Source organism: Escherichia sp. MOD1-EC5950 (assembly GCF_002965345.1).
Lineage (GTDB): Bacteria > Pseudomonadota > Gammaproteobacteria > Enterobacterales > Enterobacteriaceae > Escherichia > Escherichia marmotae.
Genome location: NZ_PTSR01000002.1, coordinates 317383 through 342225 on the forward strand (window position 1 = coordinate 317383; position 24843 = coordinate 342225).

The following is a 24843-nucleotide window of genomic DNA, read 5'->3' on the forward strand; positions in this document are numbered from 1 at the left end:
TAATCGCGTTACACTATTTTAATAATTAAGACAGGGAGAAATAAAAATGCGCGTACTGGTTGTCGAAGACAATGCGTTGTTACGTCACCATCTTAAAGTTCAGATTCAGGACGCTGGTCATCAGGTCGATGACGCAGAAGATGCCAAAGAAGCAGATTATTATCTCAATGAACATTTGCCAGATATTGCAATTGTCGATCTCGGTTTGCCTGACGAAGACGGTCTGTCACTGATCCGCCGCTGGCGCAGCAATGATGTTTCACTGCCGATTCTGGTATTAACCGCCCGTGAAAGCTGGCAGGACAAAGTCGAAGTATTAAGCGCCGGCGCTGACGATTACGTGACTAAACCGTTTCATATTGAAGAGGTGATGGCGCGGATGCAGGCATTAATGCGTCGTAATAGTGGTCTGGCTTCACAGGTTATTTCGCTGCCACCGTTTCAGGTTGATCTTTCCCGCCGTGAACTATCGATTAATGACGAAGTGATCAAACTGACCGCGTTTGAATACACCATTATGGAAACGTTGATTCGTAATAATGGCAAAGTGGTCAGCAAAGATTCGTTGATGTTACAACTCTACCCGGACGCCGAATTGCGGGAAAGCCATACCATTGATGTACTCATGGGGCGTCTGCGCAAAAAAATTCAGGCGCAATATCCGCAAGAAGTGATTACCACCGTTCGCGGCCAGGGTTATTTGTTCGAATTGCGCTGATGAAAAAATTACTGCGTCTTTTTTTCCCGCTTTCGCTGCGGGTACGTTTTCTGTTAGCGACGGCGGCGGTAGTACTGGTGCTTTCGCTGGCCTACGGAATGGTCGCGCTGATCGGTTATAGCGTCAGTTTCGATAAAACCACGTTTCGCCTGTTACGCGGCGAGAGCAATTTGTTCTATACCCTCGCAAAGTGGGAAAACAATAAGTTGCATGTCGAGTTACCAGAAAATATCGACAAGCAAAGCCCCACCATGACGCTAATTTATGATGAGAACGGGCAACTTTTATGGGCGCAGCGTGACGTTCCCTGGCTGATGAAAATGATCCAGCCTGACTGGCTGAAATCAAATGGCTTCCATGAAATCGAAGCGGATGTTAACGACACCAGCATCTTGCTGAGTGAAGATCATTCGATACAGCAACAGTTACAGGAAGTACGAGAAGATGACGACGACGCAGAGATGACCCACTCGGTGGCGGTGAACATCTACCCGGCAACGTCGCGGATGCCGAAGTTAACCATTGTGGTGGTGGATACTATTCCGGTGGAGCTTAAAAGTTCCTATATGGTGTGGAGCTGGTTTGTCTACGTGCTCTCAGCCAACCTGCTGTTAGTGATCCCTCTGTTATGGGTCGCCGCCTGGTGGAGTTTACGCCCCATCGAAGCCCTGGCAAAAGAAGTCCGCGAACTGGAAGAACATAACCGCGAATTGCTCAACCCAGCCACGACACGAGAACTGACCAGTCTGGTGCGTAACCTGAACCGGCTATTAAAGAGTGAGCGTGAACGTTACGACAAATACCGCACAACGCTCACCGACCTGACGCACAGCCTGAAAACACCACTGGCGGTACTGCAAAGTACGCTGCGTTCTTTGCGTAGTGAAAAGATGAGCGTCAGTGATGCTGAGCCGGTAATGCTGGAACAAATCAGCCGTATTTCACAACAAATCGGCTACTACCTGCATCGCGCCAGTATGCGCGGTGGAACGCTGCTTAGCCGCGAACTGCATCCCGTTGCCCCGTTACTGGACAATCTCACCTCGGCGCTGAACAAAGTGTATCAGCGTAAAGGGGTCAATATTTCTCTCGATATTTCGCCAGAAATCAGTTTTGTTGGCGAGCAGAATGACTTTGTCGAAGTGATGGGCAACGTACTGGATAACGCCTGTAAATACTGTCTTGAGTTCGTGGAAATTTCAGCGAGGCAAACCGAAGATCATCTCTATATTGTGGTCGAGGATGACGGCCCGGGAATTCCATTAAGCAAGCGTGAAGTCATTTTCGACCGCGGCCAACGTATAGATACTTTGCGTCCCGGACAAGGTGTTGGTCTGGCTGTCGCCCGTGAAATTACCGAGCAATACGACGGAAAAATCATCGCCGGAGAGAGTATGCTCGGCGGCGCACGAATGGAGGTCATTTTTGGTCGCCAGCATTCTGCACCAAAGGGTGAATAAATATGCCCTTTCTTCACGCATTACGTTAAGCATCCGTTATAATCGGTTGCAGATACCCGCCTATGGACGCTTAATATGGAATACCAACTTACCCTTAACTGGCCCGATTTTCTTAAACGCCACTGGCAGAAACGTCCGGTGGTGTTAAAACGCGGCTTTAATAATTTTATTGACCCGATCTCTCCAGACGAGCTGGCAGGTCTGGCAATGGAAACGGAAGTCGACAGTCGGCTGGTCAGTCATCAGGATGGCAAATGGCAGGTCAGCCACGGTCCATTCGAAAGCTACGATCATCTCGGTGAGACCAACTGGTCATTGCTGGTGCAGGCAGTGAATCACTGGCATGAGCCAACCGCCGCGCTGATGCGTCCGTTCCGTGAATTACCAGACTGGCGCATTGACGACCTGATGATCTCATTTTCCGTACCTGGCGGCGGCGTCGGTCCACATCTCGATCAGTACGACGTTTTTATTATTCAGGGCACCGGTCGTCGTCGTTGGCGGGTGGGTGAAAAGCTGCAGATGAAGCAACACTGCCCGCATCCGGATCTGCTACAGGTCGAGCCGTTTGAAGCAATTATCGACGAAGAACTGGAGCCAGGCGATATTCTTTATATTCCGCCAGGATTCCCGCACGAAGGCTACGCGCTGGAAAATGCGATGAACTATTCTGTCGGTTTTCGTGCACCGAATACGCGGGAACTGATCAGCGGTTTTGCCGATTATGTTCTGCAACGTGAGCTGGGCGGTAATTATTACAGTGATCCGGATATCCCTCCTCGCGCCCATCCGGCGGACGTTCTGCCGCAGGAGATGGATAAACTGCGTGAGATGATGCTTGAATTGATCAACCAGCCAGAACACTTTAAACAGTGGTTTGGCGAGTTTATCTCCCAGTCACGGCATGAACTGGATATCGCTCCGCCAGAACCGCCTTATCAACCGGATGAAATATACGACGCGCTGAAACAAGGTGATGTACTGGTACGTCTGGGTGGTCTGCGCGTGTTGCGTATTGGTGATGAAGTATATGCTAATGGTGAAAAGATCGATTCTCCACACCGTCCGGCGCTGGAGGCACTCGCCAGCAATATTGCTCTGACCGCCGAGAATTTTGGCGATGCGCTGGAAGATCCATCGTTCCTCGCGATGCTCGCGGCGCTGGTCAATAGCGGGTATTGGTTCTTCGAAGGATAAGTTTGAATCTAAGCCGGATGCGGCATCACATGCCGCATCCCTTTTCGCTTACTTCCGTTGTGCCGTTAACTCGGCAATACGCACGATCACCTGTACCGCTTTTTCCATTCCTTCCAGGGTCACAAACTCATGTTTACCATGATAGTTATAACCGCCAGTAAACAGGTTCGGGCACGGCAATCCCATAAATGACAACTGTGCACCGTCGGTGCCGCCACGGATCGGTTTCAGATCCGGTTCAATATCGCAATCGCGCATCGCCTGCTGGGCGATATCAAGAATATGCGGATGCTCAACGATTTTCTCGCGCATATTGTAGTAGCTGTCTTCAATCACCAGTTCAATGTAGCAGTCAGGGTGTAGCCCTTTGCCCACTTTCTTGGCAATTTCCATCATCTTACGTTTACGCGCTTCAAACTGTTTACGGTCGAAATCACGAATGATGTAGTGCATATCGGCACGCTCAACGGTGCCTTTCATGCTCGTCAGGTGATAAAAACCTTCATAACCTTCGGTAGTTTCCGGGCTTTCATCCGCCGGAACTTCCGCATGAATGCGTGCTGCCAGTGACAGGGCATTAACCATCACGCCTTTTGCCGAGCCAGGGTGAACGTTGTTGCCGACTATTTTGATATTCACCGATGCGGCATTAAAGTTTTCAAACTCCAGTTCACCTACGCCACCGCCATCAACGGTATAAGCCCAACGAGCATCAAAGGCTTCAACATCAAAGTGTTTTGCCCCTTTGCCCACCTCTTCATCTGGCGTAAAGGCGATACGAATATCGCCGTGTGGAATGTTTTTCTGCTGCAATACTGCCAGCGCGGTCATGATTTCTGCGATACCCGCTTTATCATCTGCACCTAACAAGGTTTTACCATCGGTGGTGATCAACGTCTGCCCCAATAGTTGATGCAGAACCGGGAACATCACCGGTGATAAGACTTCATCACCGATACCCAGCGCGATGTCACCACCGCGATAGTTTTCAACAATTTGCGGATTTACATTTTTACCGCTGCAATCCGGAGAGGTATCCACATGAGAAATAAAGCCAATCGCCGGAATATCGCCTGGAACGTTAGCCGGTAACGTCGCCATCAATGTGCCCTTCTCACTTAAGGTCACATTGATAAGCCCCATCTCTTCAAGCTGATCTTTCAACAGATGCAATAACTTCCACTGGCCTTCCGTGCTGGGAACCTGTCTCACCCCCGCTTTTGATTGGGTATCCAGAGACACGTAGTTCAAAAAACGCTCAAGTAGTTTATCCATGTAGTCACCCTCACTTTTCGTGACAACATTATTAAGAAGCAAGAAAAGACAAATATTGCGTCAGGTCACTTTTACCCCTGCAAGCGGGAATATTTATCAACATTACCTTAATCAATATAAAGCTAAGCCAGTAATTCACAACAAGGATTGGCGATTACGATGGTTTGCCGTAGAATTACCGCCCTCATTAAGAGTCACCAAGGTGGTTAACCACAAACCCCGCATCGGTAAGCCATCCGTTGCGTTTACATGGGACAGAGTAAAAAATTGAATAAACAACCGAGTTCGCTTTCACCGCTGGTGCAATTGGCGGGAATTCGCAAATGTTTTGATGGTAAAGAAGTCATTCCGCAGTTGGATCTGACTATCAACAATGGCGAGTTCCTTACGCTGCTTGGCCCTTCTGGCTGCGGTAAAACAACCGTTCTTCGCCTGATTGCAGGTCTGGAAACTGTTGATTCTGGACGCATCATGCTGGATAACGAGGACATCACCCACGTTCCGGCGGAAAACCGCTATGTGAACACCGTTTTCCAAAGCTACGCGCTATTCCCCCACATGACCGTGTTCGAAAATGTGGCCTTTGGCTTGCGTATGCAAAAAACCCCCGCTGCTGAAATTACGCCTCGCGTGATGGAGGCTCTGCGGATGGTGCAACTGGAGACCTTCGCTCAACGCAAACCGCATCAACTCTCTGGCGGTCAACAGCAACGCGTAGCCATTGCCCGCGCGGTGGTTAACAAGCCTCGCCTGTTGCTGCTGGATGAATCGCTCTCCGCGCTGGATTACAAACTGCGTAAACAGATGCAGAACGAGCTGAAAGCTTTACAGCGTAAGCTTGGCATTACTTTCGTTTTCGTCACCCACGATCAGGAAGAAGCGCTCACCATGTCGGACAGAATTGTGGTGATGCGCGATGGTCGCATTGAACAAGACGGCACGCCGCGTGAAATTTACGAAGAGCCGAAAAACTTGTTTGTTGCCGGATTCATTGGCGAAATCAATATGTTCAACGCCACGGTGATCGAGCGTCTCGACGAACAACGCGTACGAGCCAACGTTGAAGGCCGCGAATGTAATATCTACGTTAACTTCGCTGTTGAACCAGGGCAAAAGTTGCATGTTTTGCTGCGCCCGGAAGACTTACGCGTTGACGAAATCAACGATGACAACCACGTCGAAGGGCTGATTGGCTACGTTCGCGAACGCAACTACAAAGGTATGACGCTGGAATCAGTTGTCGAACTGGAAAATGGCAAGATGGTGATGGTCAGCGAATTCTTTAATGAAGACGATCCTGACTTTGACCATTCTCTCGACCAGAAAATGGCCATTAATTGGGTAGAAAGCTGGGAGGTTGTACTGGCTGATGAAGAACACAAGTAAGTTCCAGAATGTAGTGATTGTCACTATTGTCGGTTGGCTTGTGTTGTTTGTCTTTCTGCCCAACCTGATGATCATTGGCACCAGCTTTTTGACCCGCGACGACGCCAGTTTCGTCAAAATGGTTTTTACGCTGGAGAACTACGCCCGTCTGCTCGATCCGCTCTATTTTGAAGTGCTGCTGCACTCACTGAATATGGCGCTGATCGCGACTATAGCCTGCCTGGTGCTGGGCTACCCGTTTGCCTGGTTTCTGGCTAAACTGCCACACAAGGTGCGTCCGCTGTTACTGTTTCTGTTGATTGTGCCGTTCTGGACCAACTCACTGATTCGTATCTATGGCCTGAAAATTTTCCTCAGCACCAAAGGCTATCTCAACGAGTTCTTGCTGTGGCTGGGCGTTATTGATACCCCAATTCGCATCATGTTCACCCCCAGCGCGGTGATTATCGGTCTGGTATATATCCTGTTGCCGTTTATGGTGATGCCACTTTATTCCAGTATTGAAAAGCTGGATAAGCCATTACTGGAAGCGGCTCGCGATCTCGGTGCCAGCAAGTTGCAGACTTTTATCCGCATCATCATCCCACTGACCATGCCGGGGATTATTGCCGGATGTCTGTTGGTGATGCTGCCAGCAATGGGCCTGTTCTATGTTTCTGACCTGATGGGCGGTGCGAAAAACCTGCTGATCGGTAACGTCATCAAAGTGCAGTTCCTCAACATTCGCGACTGGCCGTTTGGTGCCGCGACCAGTATTACCCTGACTATCGTAATGGGTCTGATGCTGCTGGTTTACTGGCGCGCTTCTCGTTTGCTGAACAAGAAGGTGGAACTCGAATGATCGGTCGACTGCTCCGCGGCGGTTTTATGACCGCTATCTATGCGTACCTGTATATTCCAATCATCATTTTGATTGTGAACTCCTTTAACAGCTCGCGCTTTGGCATCAACTGGCAGGGTTTTACCACCAAATGGTATAGCCTGCTGATGAACAACGATAGTCTGTTACAAGCAGCGCAACATTCACTGACGATGGCGGTGTTTTCAGCGACATTCGCTACGCTTATTGGCTCACTGACGGCTGTTGCGCTGTACCGCTATCGCTTCCGCGGTAAGCCATTCGTTAGCGGGATGCTGTTTGTGGTAATGATGTCGCCAGATATCGTGATGGCGATTTCCCTGCTGGTGCTGTTTATGCTGCTGGGTATTCAGCTTGGCTTCTGGTCGCTGCTGTTCTCACACATTACCTTCTGCCTGCCATTTGTGGTGGTGACGGTGTATTCGCGTCTGAAAGGCTTTGATGTGCGGATGCTGGAAGCAGCGAAAGATCTCGGTGCCAGCGAGTTCACCATTCTGCGGAAAATCATTCTGCCACTGGCAATGCCAGCGGTGGCGGCGGGTTGGGTGTTAAGCTTTACCCTGTCCATGGACGATGTGGTAGTTTCGTCGTTTGTCACCGGGCCGAGCTATGAAATTCTGCCGTTAAAAATTTATTCGATGGTCAAAGTCGGCGTATCGCCGGAAGTTAACGCGCTGGCAACCATTTTACTGGTGCTGTCGCTGGTGATGGTGATTGCCAGCCAGCTTATTGCTCGTGATAAAACGAAAGGTAACACAGGGGACGTTAAATGAAAAAATGGTCACGCCACCTGCTCGCGGCGGGTGCTCTGGCACTGGGCATGAGCGCCGCTCACGCCGATGACAACAACACGCTGTATTTCTACAACTGGACCGAGTACGTACCGCCAGGACTGCTGGAACAGTTCACTAAAGAAACCGGCATTAAAGTTATCTATTCGACTTATGAGTCGAATGAAACCATGTACGCCAAGCTGAAAACGTACAAAGACGGTGCTTATGACCTGGTGGTTCCTTCAACCTATTACGTCGATAAAATGCGTAAAGAAGGGATGATCCAGAAGATCGACAAGTCGAAGTTAACGAACTTCAGCAACCTCGATCCAGAAATGCTCAACAAGCCATTTGACCCGAATAACGATTACTCCATTCCGTATATCTGGGGCGCGACGGCGATTGGCGTTAACGGTGATGCGGTTGATCCGAAATCCGTGACGAGCTGGGCCGATTTGTGGAAGCCTGAATACAAAGGCAGCCTGCTGCTGACCGACGACGCCCGTGAAGTGTTCCAGATGGCACTGCGTAAGCTGGGTTATTCTGGCAACACCACCGATCCGAAAGAGATTGAAGCCGCGTATAACGAGCTGAAAAAGCTGATGCCAAACGTAGCGGCGTTTAACTCCGATAACCCGGCTAACCCGTACATGGAAGGCGAAGTTAACCTCGGCATGATCTGGAACGGTTCTGCTTTCGTTGCCCGTCAGGCAGGCACGCCAATTGACGTGGTCTGGCCGAAAGAAGGCGGCATTTTCTGGATGGACAGCCTGGCTATTCCGGCAAATGCCAAAAACAAAGAAGGCGCGCTGAAACTGATCAACTTCCTGCTACGTCCGGATGTGGCAAAACAGGTTGCGGAAACTATTGGTTATCCAACACCAAACCTCGCCGCACGTAAACTGTTAAGCCCGGAAGTGGCGAACGACAAGACCCTCTACCCGGATGCCGAAACCATCAAAAATGGCGAATGGCAGAGTGACGTTGGCTCAGCCAGCAGCATTTATGAAGAGTATTATCAGAAGCTGAAAGCAGGACGTTAATTCAGCAAGCGGGCGGAGTTATTACCGCCCGCTTTTTTATTAAGCAAGGATGTTGCTTATGAGTCAGGACAATCAAATTTTATCCCGCGTTTTCCCTGGAGTCGGTCTGATACTCCTCCTTATTTCTATTGTTATCTTTTATAACCAGTTCACCTACAGCAAAAATACTGTACATACCGAAGGGATCATTGTTGATACCGTCTGGCACAATTCACGCCAGATCGGTAATGATGGTTCATGGCATCCTGTTGTCGCATTTCGTCCTACGCCAGACTACACGCTCATTTTCAATTCGAGTATCGGTAGTACTTTTTATGAAGACAGCGAAGGCGATAAAGTTAATGTTTATTATCCTCCAGGACATCCTGAAAAGGCTGAAATAAATAACCCGTGGGTTAATTTTTTCAAATGGGGATTTATCGGCATGATGGGCGTTATTTTTATCGCCGTCGGTTTATTAATCAGTATGCCCTCCTCTAAAAAGACGCGCAGGAAAAGGAAATCCCGCCAATGAAAAAGTTATTTATATTGCTTTACTTACTGATTTTTCTGCCACTGGCGGGAATAAGCCAGCCTGTAATACCCGTAATGAAAACATTCTTTACGGATACCACTGGCACCGTTCCCGATGGCGAGGATATCGCGCGTAAAGCGGAGATCTTTCGTCAACAAACCGGGATTGCGCCATTTATCGTGGTTGTTCCTGACATTAATGAAACCAGTCTCAGGAAAAATGGCAAAGCGATGCTGGTGCATGCGTCATCTTCATTGACTGATGTAAAAGGGAGTGTTCTGTTAATCTTTACTACCCGGGAGCCACGGTTAATTGTGATAACCAACGGCCAGGTTGAAAGCAGTATGGACGATAAACATCTGGGACGGCTGATAGAAAATTACACACTGGCTTATTTAAATGCTGATCTCTGGTATCAGGGTATGAATAATGCACTGGATATTTTACAAGCACAGATATTAAAACAACCGACGCCGCCACTGACATATTATCCGCATCCCGAACAAAAGCATGAGAGTGATCCGCCAGGCAGCACCTCGACATTAGGTTTTATCTCCTGGGCTGCAGCGTTTGTCTTATTTTCCAGGATCTTTTACTACACGACACGTTTTATTTATGCGCTAAAATTTGCAGTAGCTATGACTGTTGCCAATATGGGCTATCAGGCTTTATGCCTGTGTATCGATAATAGCTTTACGATTGCCAGAATATCGCCGCTCTGGGCGGTGCTGATTGGTGTCTGTACGTTTTTTGCCGCGCTGTTATGGCCGAGTAAAAGTTAAAAGAGGTCGGTAAAATGCGCGTGTATTATGCCGGATGCGGCGTGAACGCCTTATCCGGCCTACAAAACCCACAAATTCAATTAATTGTGCCCTTTTATAGGCCTGATAAGCGTAGCGCATCAGGCAATGACTTCTGCTTTATAAGCCCTTCAGCAACTTCTCAACAAACTCTGGCACGACCTGACTTGCCGGGCCGTAATATTTCTCGGCAAACTCATTGCCAACCTGGCTCGGTTCAAGGTTCAGTTCAACCGTATGCGCGCCATGCAGCTTCGCTTCGTGGACAAATCCTGCTGCCGGATAAACATGCCCGGACGTGCCAATAGCAATGAAAATATCCGCCATCGATAACGCCATATAGATTTCATCCATACCGAACGGCATTTCACCAAACCACACCACGTGTGGGCGCAGCGGTGCCGGAAACTGGCAGCAATGGCATTTATCTTCTGGCGTGACATCGCCCGTCCAGTCGAGCACCTGCCCGCTTTGCGTACAGCGTACTTTCAGCAATTCCCCATGCATATGAATCACATTGGTATTGCCCGCGCGTTCATGCAGGTTATCGATATTCTGCGTCACCAGCAAAAAGTGATCGCCCAGGGCGTCTTGCAGTTTTGCCAATGCAAGATGCGCAGCGTTAGGTTGAATTTCTGGCTGCTGTAGTTGACGGCGACGGGCGTTATAAAATGCCTGTACCAGTTCAGGATCGCGGTTAAAGCCTTCTGGCGTCGCGACATCTTCAACACGATGTTCTTCCCACAGGCCGTCTGCAGCGCGAAAGGTACGAATACCTGATTCCGCAGAAATGCCTGCCCCTGTCAGTACGAGTACTCTTGGTTTTTCCATTGCTTCCGGCACCACTTTATCTCTGAAAAAAATACGCTGACGCAAACGCTCGTGCAGGCGGCGTTTGTTTTTACGAAAACGACTTAACCGATGACCCCGACGCGACAGCATAGCAACCTCTATTGATTAATCGGTAAGATGTAAGAAGGCAGCTCCACGCATTCCTCCTGCATCCCCGTGACGCGCACGCTCAATGCGTGGGACACGAGCTACAGGTAAGAGATGACGAGGCAACCTGTCCGTTAGTTGCGTTGTGATTGCCGGGAAATTGGATAACCCGCCACCAATGACCAGCAAATCAGGGTCAATGATAGTCAGGATATTTCCCAGACAAACCGCTAATAAATCCAGATAACGCTCAACGTGCGCCCTTGCCTGCTCATCGCCTTGATCGTAAAGCGCAATAATCTCTGGAGCCTGCAACGGTTGATGATAATAATGTTGATACAGCCACGCAAAACCGCGACCAGAAAGATAATTCTCGATACAGCCATGCTGGCCACAACCGCAACGGCGTAACGGGAAATCCAGTCCCATCATGGTTAACGCATCGACCGGCAGACGCATATGCCCAAACTCGCCGGTAATATAGCGTTTTCCCGTCACCGGTTTACCGTTGAATACCAGCCCGCCACCAACGCCAGTACCAAGAATTAACCCCATCACCAACGGATATTGGGTAAATTCCTCATCCCAGGCTTCAGAAAGGACAAAACAGTTGGCATCGTTATTAAGGCGCACATCGCGATCAAGACGTGCGCTCAGGTCGGCACGCAGCGGTTTACCGCTGGCAGCAGGAACATTGACGGCATACAAAGTGCCATCTTCCGTTTCCGGCATTCCAGGAATGCCAATGCCAACAGAACCTTTACAGCCAAAACGCAGGTCAGCTTCGGTCACCAACTCGCACACCGCATCTAAAAATGCGTCATAGCTGTCACGCGGCGTCGACCCCCGCTTTTCCCATTGCAGTTGCCGATTGTTATCAAACACGCCAAGCGCAATTTTCGTCCCACCAATATCAAACCCGTAATACATTGCCACTCCTTGTTTTAATGTACTGCCTTACTGGCCGCTAAGGACTCGCGCAGGGTCAATATTACTGGCGCGCCGCGCCGGATACCAACTTGCCAAAAGACTCAGCAACAATGCTGTGACCAGTACGTAGAAGACGTCCAGCCAGTGTAATTCCGATGGCAGAAAGTCAATAAAATAGATGTCACTGGAGAGGAACTGATGACCGATCAGACCTTCAATCCACTCAATAATCGGAGTAAGTTGCAGCGAAACCACCACGCCGATAACCACGCCACACAGGCTGCCAAACAGCCCCGCCAGTAGTCCATACCAGACGAAAATAGCGCGAATTAAACCGTCTTTAGCACCCAGCGTTCTCAATACTGCGATATCGCCGCTCTTGTCTTTCACCGCCATCACTAATGTGGAGACGATGTTGAAACAGGCTACGCCAATCACCAGTACCATTGCCAGATACATAATGGCGCGGATCATCTGGATATCCCGATACATATAGCCGTAAGTACCGATCCAGCTCTTGATATAGACATAGCTGTTGGTCACTTCACCCGCATCGCGTACCAACTTGTTGGCGTTAAAAACATCCGTCATTTTAAGGGCAATACCTGACACACTGGAACCCATATCAAGATATTGTTGAGCGTCCGTCAGCGGGATCATGGCAAAACTGTGATCAAGTTGACCGCTTAGCTGCAAAATTCCGGTAATTTGCAAGCGCACACGTTTCGGCTGCATCAGCTTATGCTCAGGGTTTGAGTTCGGGATCATGATCGACACCCAATCGCCCTGCTTCACTTTCAACGCATCCGCCACGCCTTTGCCGATAATAATCTGCTGTTCACCGGCTTTAAAATTGTTCCAGGCATCTCCCTGGACAAACGATGGCAGCGCGCTCAGTCGCTGTTCCTGCTGTGGGTCAACACCTTTTACCTGCAGAGCGCGCAAATTTGCACCGCTCTCCACCAGCCCCGTGAAATTGATATATGGCGCAGCGGCGGCAATACCCGGCACTTTCTGCACTTTATCCAGTGCTTCTTGCCAGTTCGTCCACGGCTGATTCACCGCTTCAATTTCACCATGCGGCACCACTGCCAGAATGCGGTTGTTCAGTTCACGTTCGAAGCCGTTCATCGCACTTAAACCGACAATCAATACTGCCACGCCCAGGGCAATGCCAATGGTAGAAATAACGGAGATCAGCGACACCATGCCGCCGCGTCGCCGTCCGCGACTAAAACGCAAGCCAATTAATAACGATAAAGGCATCGCCATTACTCCGCCCCCATCAGGCTCAGTTCCGCCGTCAGACGACCATCACGCATTTCCAGTTGACGGCTCATACGTTTCGCCAGTTGCAGATCGTGAGTAACCACCAGAAAGGCAGTGCCCTGCAAGCGATTCAATTCTCCGAGCAACTGGAAGATGCTGTCAGCGTTACGCGCATCGAGGTTACCAGTAGGTTCATCCGCCAGCACCAGACGCGGGTTATTAACCAGCGCCCGGGCAATCGCCACACGCTGACGCTCACCGCCAGAAAGTTCTGACGGGCGGTGATTCGCCCGGTGCTCCAGCCCCACAGCTTTTAACATTTCCAGCGCCCGACTGTTAATTTCAGCAGGCTTTTTCTTGCCAATCAGCAGCGGCATAGCGACGTTTTCCAGCGCGGTAAAGTCCGGCAGCAGGTGGTGGAACTGATAAATAAAGCCCAACTTCTGGTTGCGCAGTTCCGCTTTCGCCGCCGACGACAGTTTGCTCATCGGCTGACCGCTAAAAATCACATCACCGGAGGTTGGCGTATCCAGCCCGCCCAGTAAATGCAGCAAGGTACTTTTGCCAGAACCGGAGCTACCGACAATGGCCATCATTTCGCCTTCGCCCACGCTGAAACTGACATTGTGCAGCACGTCGGTTTGCACACTGCCTTCCTGATAGCGTTTGCACAGGTTGTCGCATTGCAACAGGATCTTATTCATAACGTAAAGCCTCAGCGGGTTGAGTGGCGGCAGCGCGCCAGGAAGGGTAAAGCGTAGAAAGCAGCGCGATAGCCATCGCCACCAGCGCAATAACAATGACCTGTAAAGGTTCGATAGCGACCGGTAACGCCGCGCCATCAAGCAGGACGCCGATTATCGGCATCAGATTATTTAACTGGCTGGCAAGCAGTGCACCAAGCGCAGCGCCCAGGATCGCACCGATAACGCCAGCGCTGGCTCCTTGTACCATAAAGACCATCATGATTTGTCGTGGAGTTAAGCCTTGTGTCTGTAGGATCGCCACTTCGCCCTGCTTCTCCATTACCATCAGCCCCAGCGATGTAATAATGTTAAACGCTGCAACGGCGACAATCAGACTCAGCAGCAGGCCCATCATATTTTTTTCCATGCGCACGGCCTGGAACAACTCGCCTTTACGATCGCGCCAGTCCTGCCACTTGCTGCCTTCTGGCAGTTTTTGCTGGCTTAAAGAGTCGACTTTCAGCGGCTCATCCAGCCACAGACGCCAGCCGGTGATATTACCCGCCGGGTAACGCATCAGACGCGAGGCATCCTCAATATTCACCAGCATTTCATAGCCGTCGACTTCACTGTTGGCAGCAAAAGTGCCAATCACATTGAACAGACGCTGACTTGGAATACGCCCCATCGGCGTAAACTGGCTGGCAGACGGCACCATCACACGGATTTGATCGCCGCGATTGACACCTAACTGTGAGGCAAGTTGTTCACCGAGGATGACATTATATTTCCCCGGTTCGAGGTCGGCTTGCTTCACATTGACCAGATACGGGGTTAGCGGATCTTTTTGCGCCGGGTCGATACCCAGCATCACCCCGACCGCCACGCTGCGCGCGCTTTGCAGCACCACATCACCTGTAGTGAGAGGCGCAATACGATTTACGCCGTCAAGTTTGACCGCAGTCTCCGGGAGTTGTTGCGGGTTAAGGGAGCCATGCTCCGAAGAGAGAATTGCCTGTGGCATCAGGCCAAGGATGTTGTTTTGCAGTTCGCGCTCAAAACCGTTCATCACTGACAATACCGTGACCAGCGCCATCACCCCGAGGGTAATGCCGATGGTAGAAAGCCAGGAGACGAAACGACCGAAGCGATCCGCTGCACGCCCACGCATGTAACGCAGGCCAATAAATAGAGCGACAGGTTGGTACATGAAATCCGTCTGGTTGCTGTTAGCAAAGACACGAGTATATAAGCGAAAGCAGGATGGGTAAACGCCTGAACTGTAAGTGATCGTCAGGGCTAATCTGAAAAGTATCAGTAAATCAATCGGCTAAAGTGTCTCGTTTTCTCATCTGCCTTGTAACCTGATCTTTATCTGAAAAATAACCAAATACAGACAGATACGCATTACACCACGCCGCTCACCCCGCAGGATCAACGGCATGTTAAATTTTATGAGCGCGTTGTCCTGATGAAACAAAAAGAGCTATGGATTAATCAGATCAAAGGGTTATGTATTTGCCTGGTGGTGGTTTATCACTCGGTTGTTACCTTTTATCCGCATCTGACCACTTTCCAGCATCCGTTATCGGAAGTCTTGAGCAAATGCTGGATCTATTTCAATCTTTACCTTGCACCCTTTCGGATGCCGGTCTTTTTCTTTATATCCGGCTATTTGATTCGCCGCTACATCGACAGCGTGCCGTGGGGTAATTGTGTCGATAAACGCATCTGGAGCATCTTTTGGGTGCTGGCGCTTTGGGGCATTGTCCAGTGGCTGGCGTTGAGCGCGCTCAACCAATGGCTGGCACCAGAGCGCGATTTAAACAATACCGCCAATGCTGCTTATGCCGATTCCACCGGCGAGTTCCTGCATGGGATGGCCACCGCCAGCACCAGCTTGTGGTATCTGTATGCCTTAATCGTCTATTTCGTGGTGTGTAAAGCTTTTAACCGCCAGGCTCTGCCGTTATTCGCCCTGTTTGTACTGATGAGCGTGGCTGTTAATTTCGTTCCCACACCGTGGTGGGGGATGAACAGTGTGATCCGCAATTTGCCTTATTACAGTCTTGGCGCATGGTTTGGCTCAACGTTGATGACCTACGTTAAAGAGGTGCCGCTACGTCGCCATCTGTTGATAGCAGTGCTGCTGGCTGTTCTGGCGATCGGAGCCTGGTTGTTGAACGTGTCGCTACTACTGTCGCTGGTGTCGATTGTGGTGATTATGAAGCTGTTTTATCAGTTCGAGCAGCGCTTCGGTCTGCGTTCCCTCAGCCTGTTGAATGTGATTGGTTCCAACACCATCGCCATCTACACCACCCATCGCATTCTGGTAGAGATATTCAGCTTAAGTCTGATTCCGCAAATAAACGCGGCGCGCTGGTCGCCGCCAATCGAACTGGCGCTCCTGCTGTTTTATCCCTTTGTCAGTTTGTTGATTTGCACACTGGCTGGCTTGCTGGTGCGAAAATTTTCACAACGCGCATTCAACGATCTGTTGTTCTCCCCGCCTTCTCTGCCTGCAACCAGTTACTCTCGCTAAGCCATCGCCCCAGCCGGGGCGATTCAATTTGCTAAACCATGTCGATTCCGGATAATGAACAGCATTGCTTATCAGAGATATGCCCCCATATGTTGAGGCATATCCTAACGAGACTCTGACAACTGTTATGCCTGAACAATATCGTTATACGCTGCCCGTCAAAGCGGGTGAGCAGCGTCTGCTGGGCGAGTTAACCGGAGCTGCCTGCGCGACGCTGGTAGCCGAAATTGCCGAACGTCACGCCGGACCGGTGGTGCTCATTGCACCAGATATGCAAAATGCCCTGCGTTTGCACGATGAAATCAGCCAGTTCACCGACCAGATGGTGATGAACCTGGCGGACTGGGAAACCCTCCCCTACGACAGTTTTTCGCCTCATCAGGACATTATCTCCTCGCGTCTTTCCACCCTTTACCAGTTACCATCAATGCAGCGTGGCGTATTGATTGTTCCGGTGAATACGCTTATGCAGCGCGTTTGCCCGCACAGTTTTCTCCACGGCCATGCGCTGGTAATGAAAAAAGGTCAGCGGTTATCGCGCGATGCATTGCGTACCCAACTGGACAGCGCCGGTTATCGCCATGTTGATCAGGTGATGGAGCACGGCGAATACGCCACGCGTGGTGCGTTGCTGGATCTTTTTCCAATGGGCAGCGAACTGCCTTATCGTCTTGATTTTTTTGATGATGAAATCGACAGCCTGCGGGTATTTGACGTCGACAGCCAGCGCACGCTGGAAGAAGTGGAAGCCATCAACCTGCTGCCCGCACATGAATTTCCGACCGATAAAGCGGCGATTGAGCTGTTCCGCAGTCAGTGGCGCGATACTTTTGAGGTGAAACGCGATCCGGAACATATTTACCAGCAAGTGAGTAAAGGCACGCTGCCTGCCGGGATCGAATACTGGCAGCCGCTGTTCTTCAGCGAACCGCTGCCGCCACTGTTCAGTTATTTCCCGGCCAATACGTTGCTGGTGAATACCGGCGATCTGGAAAACAGTGCCGAACGTTTCCAGGCTGATACGCTGGCGCGTTTTGAAAGTCGCGGCGTCGATCCGATGCGACCGCTATTGCCGCCACAATCGCTCTGGCTGCGAGTGGATGAACTTTTCTCGGCGTTAAAAAACTGGCCTCGCGTGCAGCTTAAAACCGAGCATTTACCGACGAAAGCAGCGAATGCCAATTTAGGTTTTCAGAAACTGCCAGACCTGGCCATTCAGGCGCAACAAAAAGCGCCGCTGGATGCGCTGCGTAAATTTCTCGAATCCTTCGATGGCCCGGTGGTGTTCTCGGTAGAAAGTGAAGGCCGCCGCGAAGCACTCGGGGAACTGCTCGCCCGAATCAAAATTGCCCCGCAACGCATTATGCGTCTCGATGAGGCCAGCGAGCGTGGACGTTATCTGATGATCGGTGCTGCCGAACATGGTTTTATCGATACAGTACGTCATCTGGCGCTGATTTGTGAAAGCGATCTGCTCGGTGAACGTGTTGCCCGTCGTCGTCAGGACTCTCGTCGCGCCATCAACCCAGACACGCTGATCCGCAACCTCGCGGAGCTGCATATCGGCCAGCCGGTTGTTCACCTGGAACATGGCGTCGGGCGCTATGCCGGAATGACCACGCTGGAGGCTGGCGGCATTACGGGCGAGTATCTGATGCTCACCTACGCCAACGACGCCAAACTGTATGTTCCGGTGTCATCGCTGCACCTGATTAGCCGTTACGCCGGTGGCGCAGAAGAAAACGCTCCGCTGCATAAACTTGGCGGAGATGTGTGGTCACGGGCGCGGCAGAAAGCGGCGGAAAAAGTGCGTGATGTGGCAGCAGAACTGCTGGATATCTACGCCCAACGCGCTGCCAAAGAAGGCTTCGCGTTTAAACACGATCGCGAACAATATCAATTGTTCTGCGACAGCTTCCCGTTCGAAACCACGCCGGATCAGGCGCAGGCCATCAACGCAGTTCTTAGCGACATGTGTCGGCCACTGGCAATGGATCGTCTGGTGTGCGGTGACGTTGGCTTTGGTAAAACGGAAGTGGCGATGCGTGCCGCTTTCCTGGCGGTGGAAAACCACAAGCAGGTGGCAGTGCTGGTGCCAACCACCCTCCTCGCCCAACAACACTACGACAACTTCCGCGACCGTTTTGCTAACTGGCCGGTGCGCATCGAAATGATCTCCCGTTTCCGCAGCGCCAAAGAGCAGGCGCAAATCCTTACGGAAGTGGCGGAAGGGAAAATCGATATTTTGATCGGCACGCACAAACTGCTGCAAAACGACGTCAAGTTTAAAGATTTGGGCTTGCTGATTGTCGATGAAGAACACCGCTTTGGTGTCCGTCATAAAGAACGCATTAAAGCGATGCGCGCGAACGTCGACATACTGACGCTCACCGCGACACCAATTCCGCGCACGCTGAACATGGCAATGAGTGGAATGCGCGATCTGTCAATTATCGCCACACCGCCCGCCCGTCGTCTGGCGGTCAAAACGTTTGTCCGCGAGTACGACAGCCTGGTCGTCCGGGAGGCCGTCCTGCGTGAAATTTTGCGTGGGGGACAGGTTTATTATCTCTACAATGACGTGGAAAACATCCAGAAAGCCGCCGAACGGCTGGCGGAACTGGTGCCAGAAGCACGAATTGCCATCGGTCACGGGCAGATGCGTGAGCGCGAACTGGAACGGGTGATGAATGATTTCCATCACCAGCGTTTCAACGTGCTGGTTTGTACCACAATTATCGAAACCGGGATCGACATTCCTACCGCCAACACCATTATCATTGAACGCGCGGATCATTTCGGTCTGGCGCAGTTGCACCAGTTGCGCGGTCGCGTCGGACGCTCACACCATCAGGCGTATGCGTGGCTGCTGACGCCACATCCGAAAGCGATGACTCCCGATGCGCAAAAACGTCTCGAGGCGATTGCGTCTCTGGAAGACCTTGGCGCGGGCTTTGCGCTGGCAACTCACGATCTGGAGATTCGCGGTGCGGGTGAACTGCTCGGTGAAGAACAAAGTGGTTCGATGGAAACCATCGGTTTCTCGCTGTATATGGAGTTGCTGGAAAACGCCGTTGATGCGCTGAAAGCCGGACGCGAGCCGTCGCTGGAAGATCTCACCAGCCAGCAAACGGAAGTCGAACTGCGGATGCCGTCGCTACTGCCGGACGATTTCATCCCTGACGTGAATACACGTCTGTCGTTCTATAAACGCATTGCCAGCGCCAAAACGGAAAATGAACTGGAAGAGATCAAAGTAGAGCTTATCGATCGCTTCGGCCTGCTGCCGGATCCGGCACGTACTCTGCTGGAGATTGCCCGCCTGCGCCAGCAAGCGCAGAAGCTGGGGATCCGGAAGCTGGAGGGGAATGAGAAAGGCGGCGTGATCGAATTTGCCGAGAAGAATCACGTGAATCCAGCCTGGTTGATTGGTTTGCTGCAAAAACAGCCGCAGCACTATCGTCTCGATGGCCCGACGCGCCTGAAGTTTATTCAGGATTTGAGCGAGCGGAAACAACGTATCGACTGGGTGCGCCAGTTTATGCGTGAGCTGGAAGAGAACGCCATCGCGTAGTAGTAAATCGGGGGGCGGTTATGCCCCCTTTAGACACAAAGCATAAACAAAATTTGCTACGCTTATCAGGCCTACCGTGTATTGCATTTGCAGGCGGATAAGGCGTTCACACCGCATCGGGCATGAACCAGCATCTCTCCTAATATTTACAAATTCTTTGCACTTCCCTGCACTACCCGACACTGCCACCATTCATAATTCATACTTATCTTTTTATTACAATAACCTTATATTTTTTATGGATTTTTGGTGATGATCAAAACGCGTTTTTCTCGCTGGCTGACGTATTTTACGTTCGCCGCAGCCGTAGCACTGGCGCTACCGGCAAAAGCCAATACCTGGCCGCTGCCGCCTGCGGGTAGTCGTCTGGTTGGTGAAAATAAATTTCATGTGGTGGAGAATGACGGTGGTTCGCTGGAAGCCATCGCCAAAAAATATAACGTCGGTTTCCTGGCGCTGTTACAGGCCAACCCTGGCGTTGATCCGTATGTACCACGAGCCGGAAGCGTGTTAACGATTCCGTTGCAAACGCTGCTGCCGGATGCGCCACGTGAAGGCATTGTGATCAATATTGCAGAGTTACGTCTCTATTATTATCCACCGGGTAAAAATTCGGTGACCGTATATCCGATCGGCATTGGCCAGTTAGGCGGAGACACATTGACGCCAACAATGGTAACTACCGTTTCGGACAAGCGAGCTAACCCAACATGGACACCTACCGCAAACATCCGCGCCCGTTATAAAGCCCAGGGCATCGAACTTCCGGCTGTTGTTCCGGCAGGACCGGATAATCCGATGGGTCATCATGCGATCCGTCTGGCGGCCTATGGCGGCGTTTATTTACTTCACGGTACAAACGCCGATTTCGGCATTGGTATGCGGGTAAGTTCCGGCTGTATTCGTCTGCGCGATGACGATATCAAAACACTTTTCAGCCAGGTCACCCCTGGCACCAAAGTGAACATTATCAACACACCGATTAAAGTCTCTGCCGAGCCAAATGGCGCACGCCTGGTAGAAGTGCATCAGCCTCTGTCAGAGAAGATTGATGACGATCCGCAATTGTTGCCGATTACGCTCAATAGTGCGATGCAGGCATTTAAAAATGCAGCGCAAACTGACGCCGAAGTAATGCAGCATGTGATGGATGTACGTTCAGGAATGCCGGTGGATGTACGTCGTCATCAAGTGAACCAACAAGCGTTGTAAATACCGGATAAAAAAATCCCCGCGGCACGGCATGTCGCGGGGAAAAAAAGCAGCAGTAGCGGGCATTAATGAGGGTTAATGCTTATTTATAAATTACTGCCGTTCCATGAAGGGTATTCGGGCCGGTTACTGAAGTAATACGGAAAGATTTTGCGCCCATCTCATCCGCTTTTTGTGCCAGTTGTTCTTCCAGCGATCCCAGATTTGTCCCCGCGTTAGCACTGATAGTACCCACTTTTTGTTGACCTTCTGGTGTTGCCTGAACTTCGACAGCCGCAAAGCTGGCAAATGACATGGAGCTTAAAATCGCCGCAGTGATGAGGGTTTTTACGTTTTTCATAATAGTGACCTTATGCAGATGAATGGCGTCGCAAGCAATTACTTAACGATCGATAACTAAATGATAGATGTGATCTGGATCACATACAAGATATTTTTTATAACACTCATTAATTAAATTAAAACTCTTTAAATTTCAGTTAAATAGAGAGCAATTATTTTTCTGCTCTCTGGACTGGTGAACGGTGGTGATTATTTTTATAATAATCATTCATTCACAGCTACAAGGTACAACGGCATCATGGCAACTGACTCAGCACATTGTGTAAAAAAAAGCCGTGGCCGCCCCAAAATGTTCGACAGGGAAGCCGCGCTTGATAAGGCTATGAAACTGTTCTGGCTGCACGGTTATGAAGCAACTTCCCTTGCCGATCTCGTCGAAGCGACCGGAGCCAAAGCGCCGACGCTGTATGCGGAATTCACCAACAAAGAGGGATTATTCCGCGCCGTACTTGACCGCTATATCGACCGTTTTGCCGCAAAGCACGAAGCGCAATTGTTTTGTGAAGAGAAAAGCGTGGAGTCTGCACTGGCAGACTATTTCGCCGCCATCGCGAGCTGTTTTACCAGTAAAGACACCCCTGCAGGTTGCTTTATGATTAACAACTGCGCCACGCTCTCCCCGGACTCTGGAGATATCGCCCATACCGTAAAGTCACGCCACGCGATGCAGGAACGCACCTTGCAACAGTTTTTATGTCAACGCCAGGCTCGCGGGGAAATTCCTGCCCACTGTGACGTAACGCATCTTGCGGAATTTCTTAATTGTATAATTCAGGGGATGTCGATCAGTGCCCGGGAAGGCGCATCGCTGGAAAAACTAATGCAGATTTCGCGGACAACATTGCGCTTATGGCCAGCGCTGGTGAAATAAGACGCAAAAAAAGCCCCTCAGCCTGAGCGAATGAGGGGCTAAATTGCAGAGTACAGCTTTTTTATACTTTGTTATTCAGAACCAGTTGTCCGTTGTTATCCAATGGGATTTGTGTGCCCGGATCGCTACCCATGCGGATTTTGCCCTGCTGATCGCCAATCTTATAGGTCACGTCATATCCCAGCATTTTTTCTGACTTGTCATATACCGTTTTACAACGCTGTTGGGTGGTCGTGTAAGTATCGCTTTCCTGGAGAGAGCCCTGAATCTGATTACCGGCATACCCACCACCAAGCGCCCCCACAACGGTGGCAACATCTTTACCGCGCCCACCGCCAAACTGATGCCCTATAACCCCGCCCGCCACAGCGCCCAGAACCGAACCAGCGATGCGATTTTCATCCTGCACCGGTCGGCGGTGAGTCACCGTGACGTTGCGGCACTCCTGGCGCGGTGTTTTAACTGTTTCCTTGATTGGGATTGCAGAAACAACCTGAGCGTATTGCGGGCCACGTTCAAACACGTTCAGACTGGCTACTGCCGCTACGCCGAGCGCAGCCGCGACACCAATCCCGATACCCGCCAACATTGATTTATTCACGGGAACACCTCCTTCTTTGCAGTTATGCCAATCATGCAAGCGAAGAGGAAAAGCCGCTATCAGACAGAAGATGAAAAACGCGGGAATAGCAGGAAATACTGAATGATTCAGATGAGTCTGAAGGGATGCCTGATGCGACACTTAACGCGTCTTATCAGGCTCACAAATCGTCCTCTTCCTGTAAGGGCGGATGAGGCGTTCACACCACATCCGCCAGTACAAGCCAATTAATGCAGTTTCAGACGCGGACGGATCACGCGGTTAATGCTACCTACCAGCATCATCAGCCCCGTTTTAAAGTAGCCATGCAGCGCAATCTGATGCATGCGGTACAGAGAAACGTACACAAAACGCGCAATACGTCCTTCAATCATCATCGAACCTCGGGTCAGGTTACCCATCAGGCTACCAACGGTAGAGAAGTTCGACAGTGATACCAGCGAACCGTGATCCTTATACTGATAATTTTTTAGTGGTTTACCGTTCATCTGCGCCAGAATATTGTTCATTGCGCAGGTAGCCATCTGATGTGCGGCCTGGGCGCGCGGCGGTACAAAGCCCCCTTCCGGACGCGGACACGACGCACAGTCGCCAATGGCATAAATGTCTGGATCGCGCGTGGTTTGCAGCGTCGGTTCCACCACCAGTTGGTTGATACGGTTGGTTTCCAGCCCACCAATATCTTTCAGGAAATCCGGCGCTTTAATTCCGGCAGCCCACACCATCAGATCGGCCTGAATATATTCGCCATCTTTAGTGTGCAAACCGCCTTCATCGGCACTGGTCACCATCGTTTGCGTCAGTACACGAACGCCCAGTTTCGTTAACTCACTGTGAGCCGCAGCAGAGATACGTGGCGGCAATGCTGGCAAAATTCGCTCGCCCGCTTCCACCAGCGTTACATTCAGGGCTTCGTTGGTCAGCCCTTTGTAACCGTAACTATGTAGTTGTTTCACCGCATTGTGCAGTTCGGCAGAGAGTTCCACGCCAGTAGCGCCGCCGCCGACAATCGCAATGTTCACTTTGCCATTGGCGCCCAAATTAGCAGAGTACTTCAGGAACAGATTCAGCATCTCCTGGTGGAAACGACGCGCCTGGTGCGGGTTATCGAGGAAAATGCAGTTCTCTTTTACACCCGGCGTATTGAAATCGTTGGAGGTGCTGCCCAATGCCATTACCAGCGTGTCATAGGCAATTTTGCGTTCAGGCACCAGCAGTTCGCCTTTTTCGTCGCGCAGTTCAGCAATGGTGATTGTTTTCGCTTCACGATCGATATCAACCACAGAACCCAACTGGAACTGGAAACCATGATTACGTGCATGGGCCAGATAGCTCAGCGCATCAACGCCTTCATCGAGCGATCCAGTCGCCACTTCGTGCAGCAGCGGTTTCCACAGATGGCTGTGGTTACGATCTACCAGCGTAATTTTGGCTTTTTTCTTGCGCCCCAACTTATGTCCAAGCTGTGTCGCCATTTCCAGCCCACCAGCACCGCCGCCGACAATCACAATCTTTTTCAATGGCGTAGTCAACGTGACCCCCTTAAATTTATTAACCAATTGTTAATTAATGGTTATGATCATAGCCCTTAATTAACAGCAGGTTACAGTGATGAAAATGTTCTTCGCTATTGAGAATAACATGAATGGTGCATTGGTCATACCAAAATTGATGTGAATCAAGTTTTGTTGCTGAAAAGATAATCGGATTTACCGGATGAGATCAAAAAACACAGTGCTTTGTTTATTGTTCAAGCAGCTTCGGGAGAGTGAAACAGGGTGAGGTGTTAGGCCTGATAAGATGCACATCAGACATTGGTGCACGGCTGTCGGATGCGGCGTGGACGCCTTAT

General features: G+C 50.7%; 22 protein-coding genes. 13 read left to right on the forward strand and 9 right to left on the reverse strand.

Annotation, left to right across the window (positions count from 1 at the left end; all coding sequences use genetic code 11):
* The first annotated feature begins 46 nt into the window (after nucleotides 1-46).
* The 3 genes from phoP to roxA all read left to right on the forward strand — a co-directional run bounded on the left by phoP (nucleotide 47) and on the right by roxA (nucleotide 3375).
* The gene (gene phoP / locus BEA93_RS03925) at nucleotides 47-718 is read left to right on the forward strand and encodes a two-component system response regulator PhoP (protein WP_001265481.1); all 672 of its coding nucleotides are present in this window, start codon (nucleotides 47-49) and stop codon (nucleotides 716-718) included.
* Nucleotides 718-2178 carry a two-component system sensor histidine kinase PhoQ gene (phoQ, locus tag BEA93_RS03930; protein WP_001516207.1) on the forward strand — a complete coding sequence of 487 codons (1461 nt, stop codon included), beginning with the start codon at nucleotides 718-720 and terminating at the stop codon, nucleotides 2176-2178. Before phoP ends, phoQ begins: the two co-directional genes overlap by 1 nt.
* A gap of 75 nt (nucleotides 2179-2253) precedes the next feature.
* Nucleotides 2254-3375 carry a [50S ribosomal protein L16]-arginine 3-hydroxylase gene (gene roxA, locus BEA93_RS03935; RefSeq protein WP_000456528.1) on the forward strand — a complete coding sequence of 374 codons (1122 nt, stop codon included), beginning with the start codon at nucleotides 2254-2256 and terminating at the stop codon, nucleotides 3373-3375.
* 48 nt (nucleotides 3376-3423) lie between these two features.
* Here roxA and pepT read toward each other — a convergent pair whose 3' ends face one another.
* Nucleotides 3424-4650, reverse strand: coding sequence for a peptidase T (pepT, locus tag BEA93_RS03940; protein ID WP_016248603.1), 1227 nt, complete (start codon nucleotides 4648-4650; stop codon nucleotides 3424-3426).
* 249 nt (nucleotides 4651-4899) lie between these two features.
* Between pepT and potA the strand changes: the two genes are divergently transcribed.
* Genes potA through BEA93_RS03975 form a run of 6 tightly spaced genes read left to right on the forward strand, consistent with a single transcriptional unit; the run spans nucleotide 4900 to nucleotide 10007 of the window.
* Nucleotides 4900-6036, forward strand: coding sequence for a spermidine/putrescine ABC transporter ATP-binding protein PotA (gene potA, locus BEA93_RS03950; RefSeq protein ID WP_000531593.1), 1137 nt, complete (start codon nucleotides 4900-4902; stop codon nucleotides 6034-6036).
* Complete coding sequence (gene potB, locus BEA93_RS03955) at nucleotides 6020-6877, forward strand: spermidine/putrescine ABC transporter permease PotB (RefSeq protein ID WP_000799418.1); 858 nt, start codon at nucleotides 6020-6022, stop codon at nucleotides 6875-6877. Before potA ends, potB begins: the two co-directional genes overlap by 17 nt.
* Complete coding sequence (gene potC, locus BEA93_RS03960; protein WP_000580316.1) at nucleotides 6874-7668, forward strand: spermidine/putrescine ABC transporter permease PotC; 795 nt, start codon at nucleotides 6874-6876, stop codon at nucleotides 7666-7668. The genes potB and potC overlap by 4 nt, the downstream gene beginning before the upstream one ends.
* Complete coding sequence (gene potD / locus BEA93_RS03965) at nucleotides 7665-8711, forward strand: spermidine/putrescine ABC transporter substrate-binding protein PotD (protein WP_000759322.1); 1047 nt, start codon at nucleotides 7665-7667, stop codon at nucleotides 8709-8711. The genes potC and potD overlap by 4 nt, the downstream gene beginning before the upstream one ends.
* A 58-nt stretch (nucleotides 8712-8769) precedes the next feature.
* Nucleotides 8770-9225, forward strand: coding sequence for a DUF3592 domain-containing protein (locus BEA93_RS03970; protein ID WP_001516204.1), 456 nt, complete (start codon nucleotides 8770-8772; stop codon nucleotides 9223-9225).
* Nucleotides 9222-10007 (forward strand): TPM domain-containing protein, encoded by a 786-nt coding sequence (locus BEA93_RS03975; RefSeq protein WP_000732444.1) that lies wholly within the window; start codon nucleotides 9222-9224, stop codon nucleotides 10005-10007. Before BEA93_RS03970 ends, BEA93_RS03975 begins: the two co-directional genes overlap by 4 nt.
* 138 nt (nucleotides 10008-10145) lie before the next feature.
* On the opposite strand, the gene cobB is transcribed toward BEA93_RS03975, so the two are convergent.
* The 5 genes from cobB to lolC are packed head-to-tail and all read right to left on the reverse strand — an operon-like array spanning nucleotide 10146 to nucleotide 15059.
* Nucleotides 10146-10967, reverse strand: coding sequence for a Sir2 family NAD+-dependent deacetylase (cobB, locus tag BEA93_RS03980; protein WP_016248601.1), 822 nt, complete (start codon nucleotides 10965-10967; stop codon nucleotides 10146-10148).
* A 15-nt stretch (nucleotides 10968-10982) separates the two neighbouring features.
* Nucleotides 10983-11894 carry an N-acetylglucosamine kinase gene (gene nagK / locus BEA93_RS03985; protein ID WP_105224292.1) on the reverse strand — a complete coding sequence of 304 codons (912 nt, stop codon included), beginning with the start codon at nucleotides 11892-11894 and terminating at the stop codon, nucleotides 10983-10985.
* Between the two features lie 27 nt (nucleotides 11895-11921).
* Nucleotides 11922-13166: a lipoprotein-releasing ABC transporter permease subunit LolE gene (gene lolE, locus BEA93_RS03990; protein ID WP_001251382.1), complete on the reverse strand. Its 1245-nt coding sequence runs from the start codon at nucleotides 13164-13166 to the stop codon at nucleotides 11922-11924.
* Complete coding sequence (gene lolD / locus BEA93_RS03995; protein ID WP_001033706.1) at nucleotides 13166-13867, reverse strand: lipoprotein-releasing ABC transporter ATP-binding protein LolD; 702 nt, start codon at nucleotides 13865-13867, stop codon at nucleotides 13166-13168. Before lolD ends, lolE begins: the two co-directional genes overlap by 1 nt.
* Nucleotides 13860-15059, reverse strand: coding sequence for a lipoprotein-releasing ABC transporter permease subunit LolC (lolC, locus tag BEA93_RS04000; RefSeq protein WP_000284703.1), 1200 nt, complete (start codon nucleotides 15057-15059; stop codon nucleotides 13860-13862). The genes lolD and lolC overlap by 8 nt, the downstream gene beginning before the upstream one ends.
* Nucleotides 15060-15320: 261 nt before the next feature.
* On the opposite strand from lolC, the gene BEA93_RS04005 reads away from it, so the two are divergent.
* The 3 genes from BEA93_RS04005 to ldtC all read left to right on the forward strand — a co-directional run bounded on the left by BEA93_RS04005 (nucleotide 15321) and on the right by ldtC (nucleotide 21177).
* Nucleotides 15321-16391, forward strand: a complete 1071-nt coding sequence (locus BEA93_RS04005; RefSeq protein WP_105224291.1) for an acyltransferase family protein — start codon at nucleotides 15321-15323, stop codon at nucleotides 16389-16391.
* Nucleotides 16392-16518: 127 nt separating this feature from the next.
* Complete coding sequence (gene mfd, locus BEA93_RS04010; RefSeq protein WP_024196607.1) at nucleotides 16519-19965, forward strand: transcription-repair coupling factor; 3447 nt, start codon at nucleotides 16519-16521, stop codon at nucleotides 19963-19965.
* A gap of 249 nt (nucleotides 19966-20214) precedes the next feature.
* Entirely contained in the window at nucleotides 20215-21177 is a 963-nt protein-coding gene (gene ldtC / locus BEA93_RS04015; RefSeq protein WP_072274906.1) for a L,D-transpeptidase LdtC, read from the forward strand.
* An 82-nt stretch (nucleotides 21178-21259) separates the two neighbouring features.
* Here ldtC and bhsA read toward each other — a convergent pair whose 3' ends face one another.
* A complete protein-coding gene (gene bhsA, locus BEA93_RS04020) occupies nucleotides 21260-21517 on the reverse strand; it encodes a multiple stress resistance protein BhsA (RefSeq protein WP_001516196.1) in 258 nt (85 codons plus the stop codon).
* 240 nt (nucleotides 21518-21757) lie between these two features.
* Between bhsA and comR the strand changes: the two genes are divergently transcribed.
* On the forward strand, nucleotides 21758-22390 hold the full coding sequence (comR, locus tag BEA93_RS04025) for a TetR family copper-responsive transcriptional repressor ComR (RefSeq protein ID WP_000179798.1): 633 nt from the start codon (nucleotides 21758-21760) through the stop codon (nucleotides 22388-22390).
* Between the two features lie 61 nt (nucleotides 22391-22451).
* Here the strand turns inward: comR and BEA93_RS04030 are convergent, their stop codons facing one another.
* Nucleotides 22452-22991, reverse strand: a complete 540-nt coding sequence (locus BEA93_RS04030; RefSeq protein ID WP_001516195.1) for a glycine zipper 2TM domain-containing protein — start codon at nucleotides 22989-22991, stop codon at nucleotides 22452-22454.
* Between the two features lie 227 nt (nucleotides 22992-23218).
* Nucleotides 23219-24523: an NADH-quinone dehydrogenase gene (ndh, locus tag BEA93_RS04035; protein ID WP_001516194.1), complete on the reverse strand. Its 1305-nt coding sequence runs from the start codon at nucleotides 24521-24523 to the stop codon at nucleotides 23219-23221.
* Nucleotides 24524-24843 lie beyond the last annotated feature (320 nt).

Excerpts from the sequence above, each read along its gene's own strand:
- potC (WP_000580316.1), top strand. The coding sequence starts at position 6,874 with ATGATCGGTCGACTGCTCCGCGGCGGTTTTATGACCGCTATCTATGCG.
- BEA93_RS04005 (WP_105224291.1), top strand. The coding sequence starts at position 15,321 with ATGAAACAAAAAGAGCTATGGATTAATCAGATCAAAGGGTTATGTATT.
- roxA (WP_000456528.1), top strand. The coding sequence starts at position 2,254 with ATGGAATACCAACTTACCCTTAACTGGCCCGATTTTCTTAAACGCCAC.
- BEA93_RS03975 (WP_000732444.1), top strand. The coding sequence starts at position 9,222 with ATGAAAAAGTTATTTATATTGCTTTACTTACTGATTTTTCTGCCACTG.
- pepT (WP_016248603.1), bottom strand. The coding sequence starts at position 4,650 with ATGGATAAACTACTTGAGCGTTTTTTGAACTACGTGTCTCTGGATACC.
- lolD (WP_001033706.1), bottom strand. The coding sequence starts at position 13,867 with ATGAATAAGATCCTGTTGCAATGCGACAACCTGTGCAAACGCTATCAG.
- phoQ (WP_001516207.1), top strand. The coding sequence starts at position 718 with ATGAAAAAATTACTGCGTCTTTTTTTCCCGCTTTCGCTGCGGGTACGT.
- lolC (WP_000284703.1), bottom strand. The coding sequence starts at position 15,059 with ATGTACCAACCTGTCGCTCTATTTATTGGCCTGCGTTACATGCGTGGG.
- potD (WP_000759322.1), top strand. The coding sequence starts at position 7,665 with ATGAAAAAATGGTCACGCCACCTGCTCGCGGCGGGTGCTCTGGCACTG.
- bhsA (WP_001516196.1), bottom strand. The coding sequence starts at position 21,517 with ATGAAAAACGTAAAAACCCTCATCACTGCGGCGATTTTAAGCTCCATG.
- potB (WP_000799418.1), top strand. The coding sequence starts at position 6,020 with ATGAAGAACACAAGTAAGTTCCAGAATGTAGTGATTGTCACTATTGTC.
- phoP (WP_001265481.1), top strand. The coding sequence starts at position 47 with ATGCGCGTACTGGTTGTCGAAGACAATGCGTTGTTACGTCACCATCTT.
- cobB (WP_016248601.1), bottom strand. The coding sequence starts at position 10,967 with ATGCTGTCGCGTCGGGGTCATCGGTTAAGTCGTTTTCGTAAAAACAAA.
- BEA93_RS03970 (WP_001516204.1), top strand. The coding sequence starts at position 8,770 with ATGAGTCAGGACAATCAAATTTTATCCCGCGTTTTCCCTGGAGTCGGT.
- nagK (WP_105224292.1), bottom strand. The coding sequence starts at position 11,894 with ATGTATTACGGGTTTGATATTGGTGGGACGAAAATTGCGCTTGGCGTG.
- comR (WP_000179798.1), top strand. The coding sequence starts at position 21,758 with ATGGCAACTGACTCAGCACATTGTGTAAAAAAAAGCCGTGGCCGCCCC.
- potA (WP_000531593.1), top strand. The coding sequence starts at position 4,900 with ATGGGACAGAGTAAAAAATTGAATAAACAACCGAGTTCGCTTTCACCG.
- mfd (WP_024196607.1), top strand. The coding sequence starts at position 16,519 with ATGCCTGAACAATATCGTTATACGCTGCCCGTCAAAGCGGGTGAGCAG.
- lolE (WP_001251382.1), bottom strand. The coding sequence starts at position 13,166 with ATGGCGATGCCTTTATCGTTATTAATTGGCTTGCGTTTTAGTCGCGGA.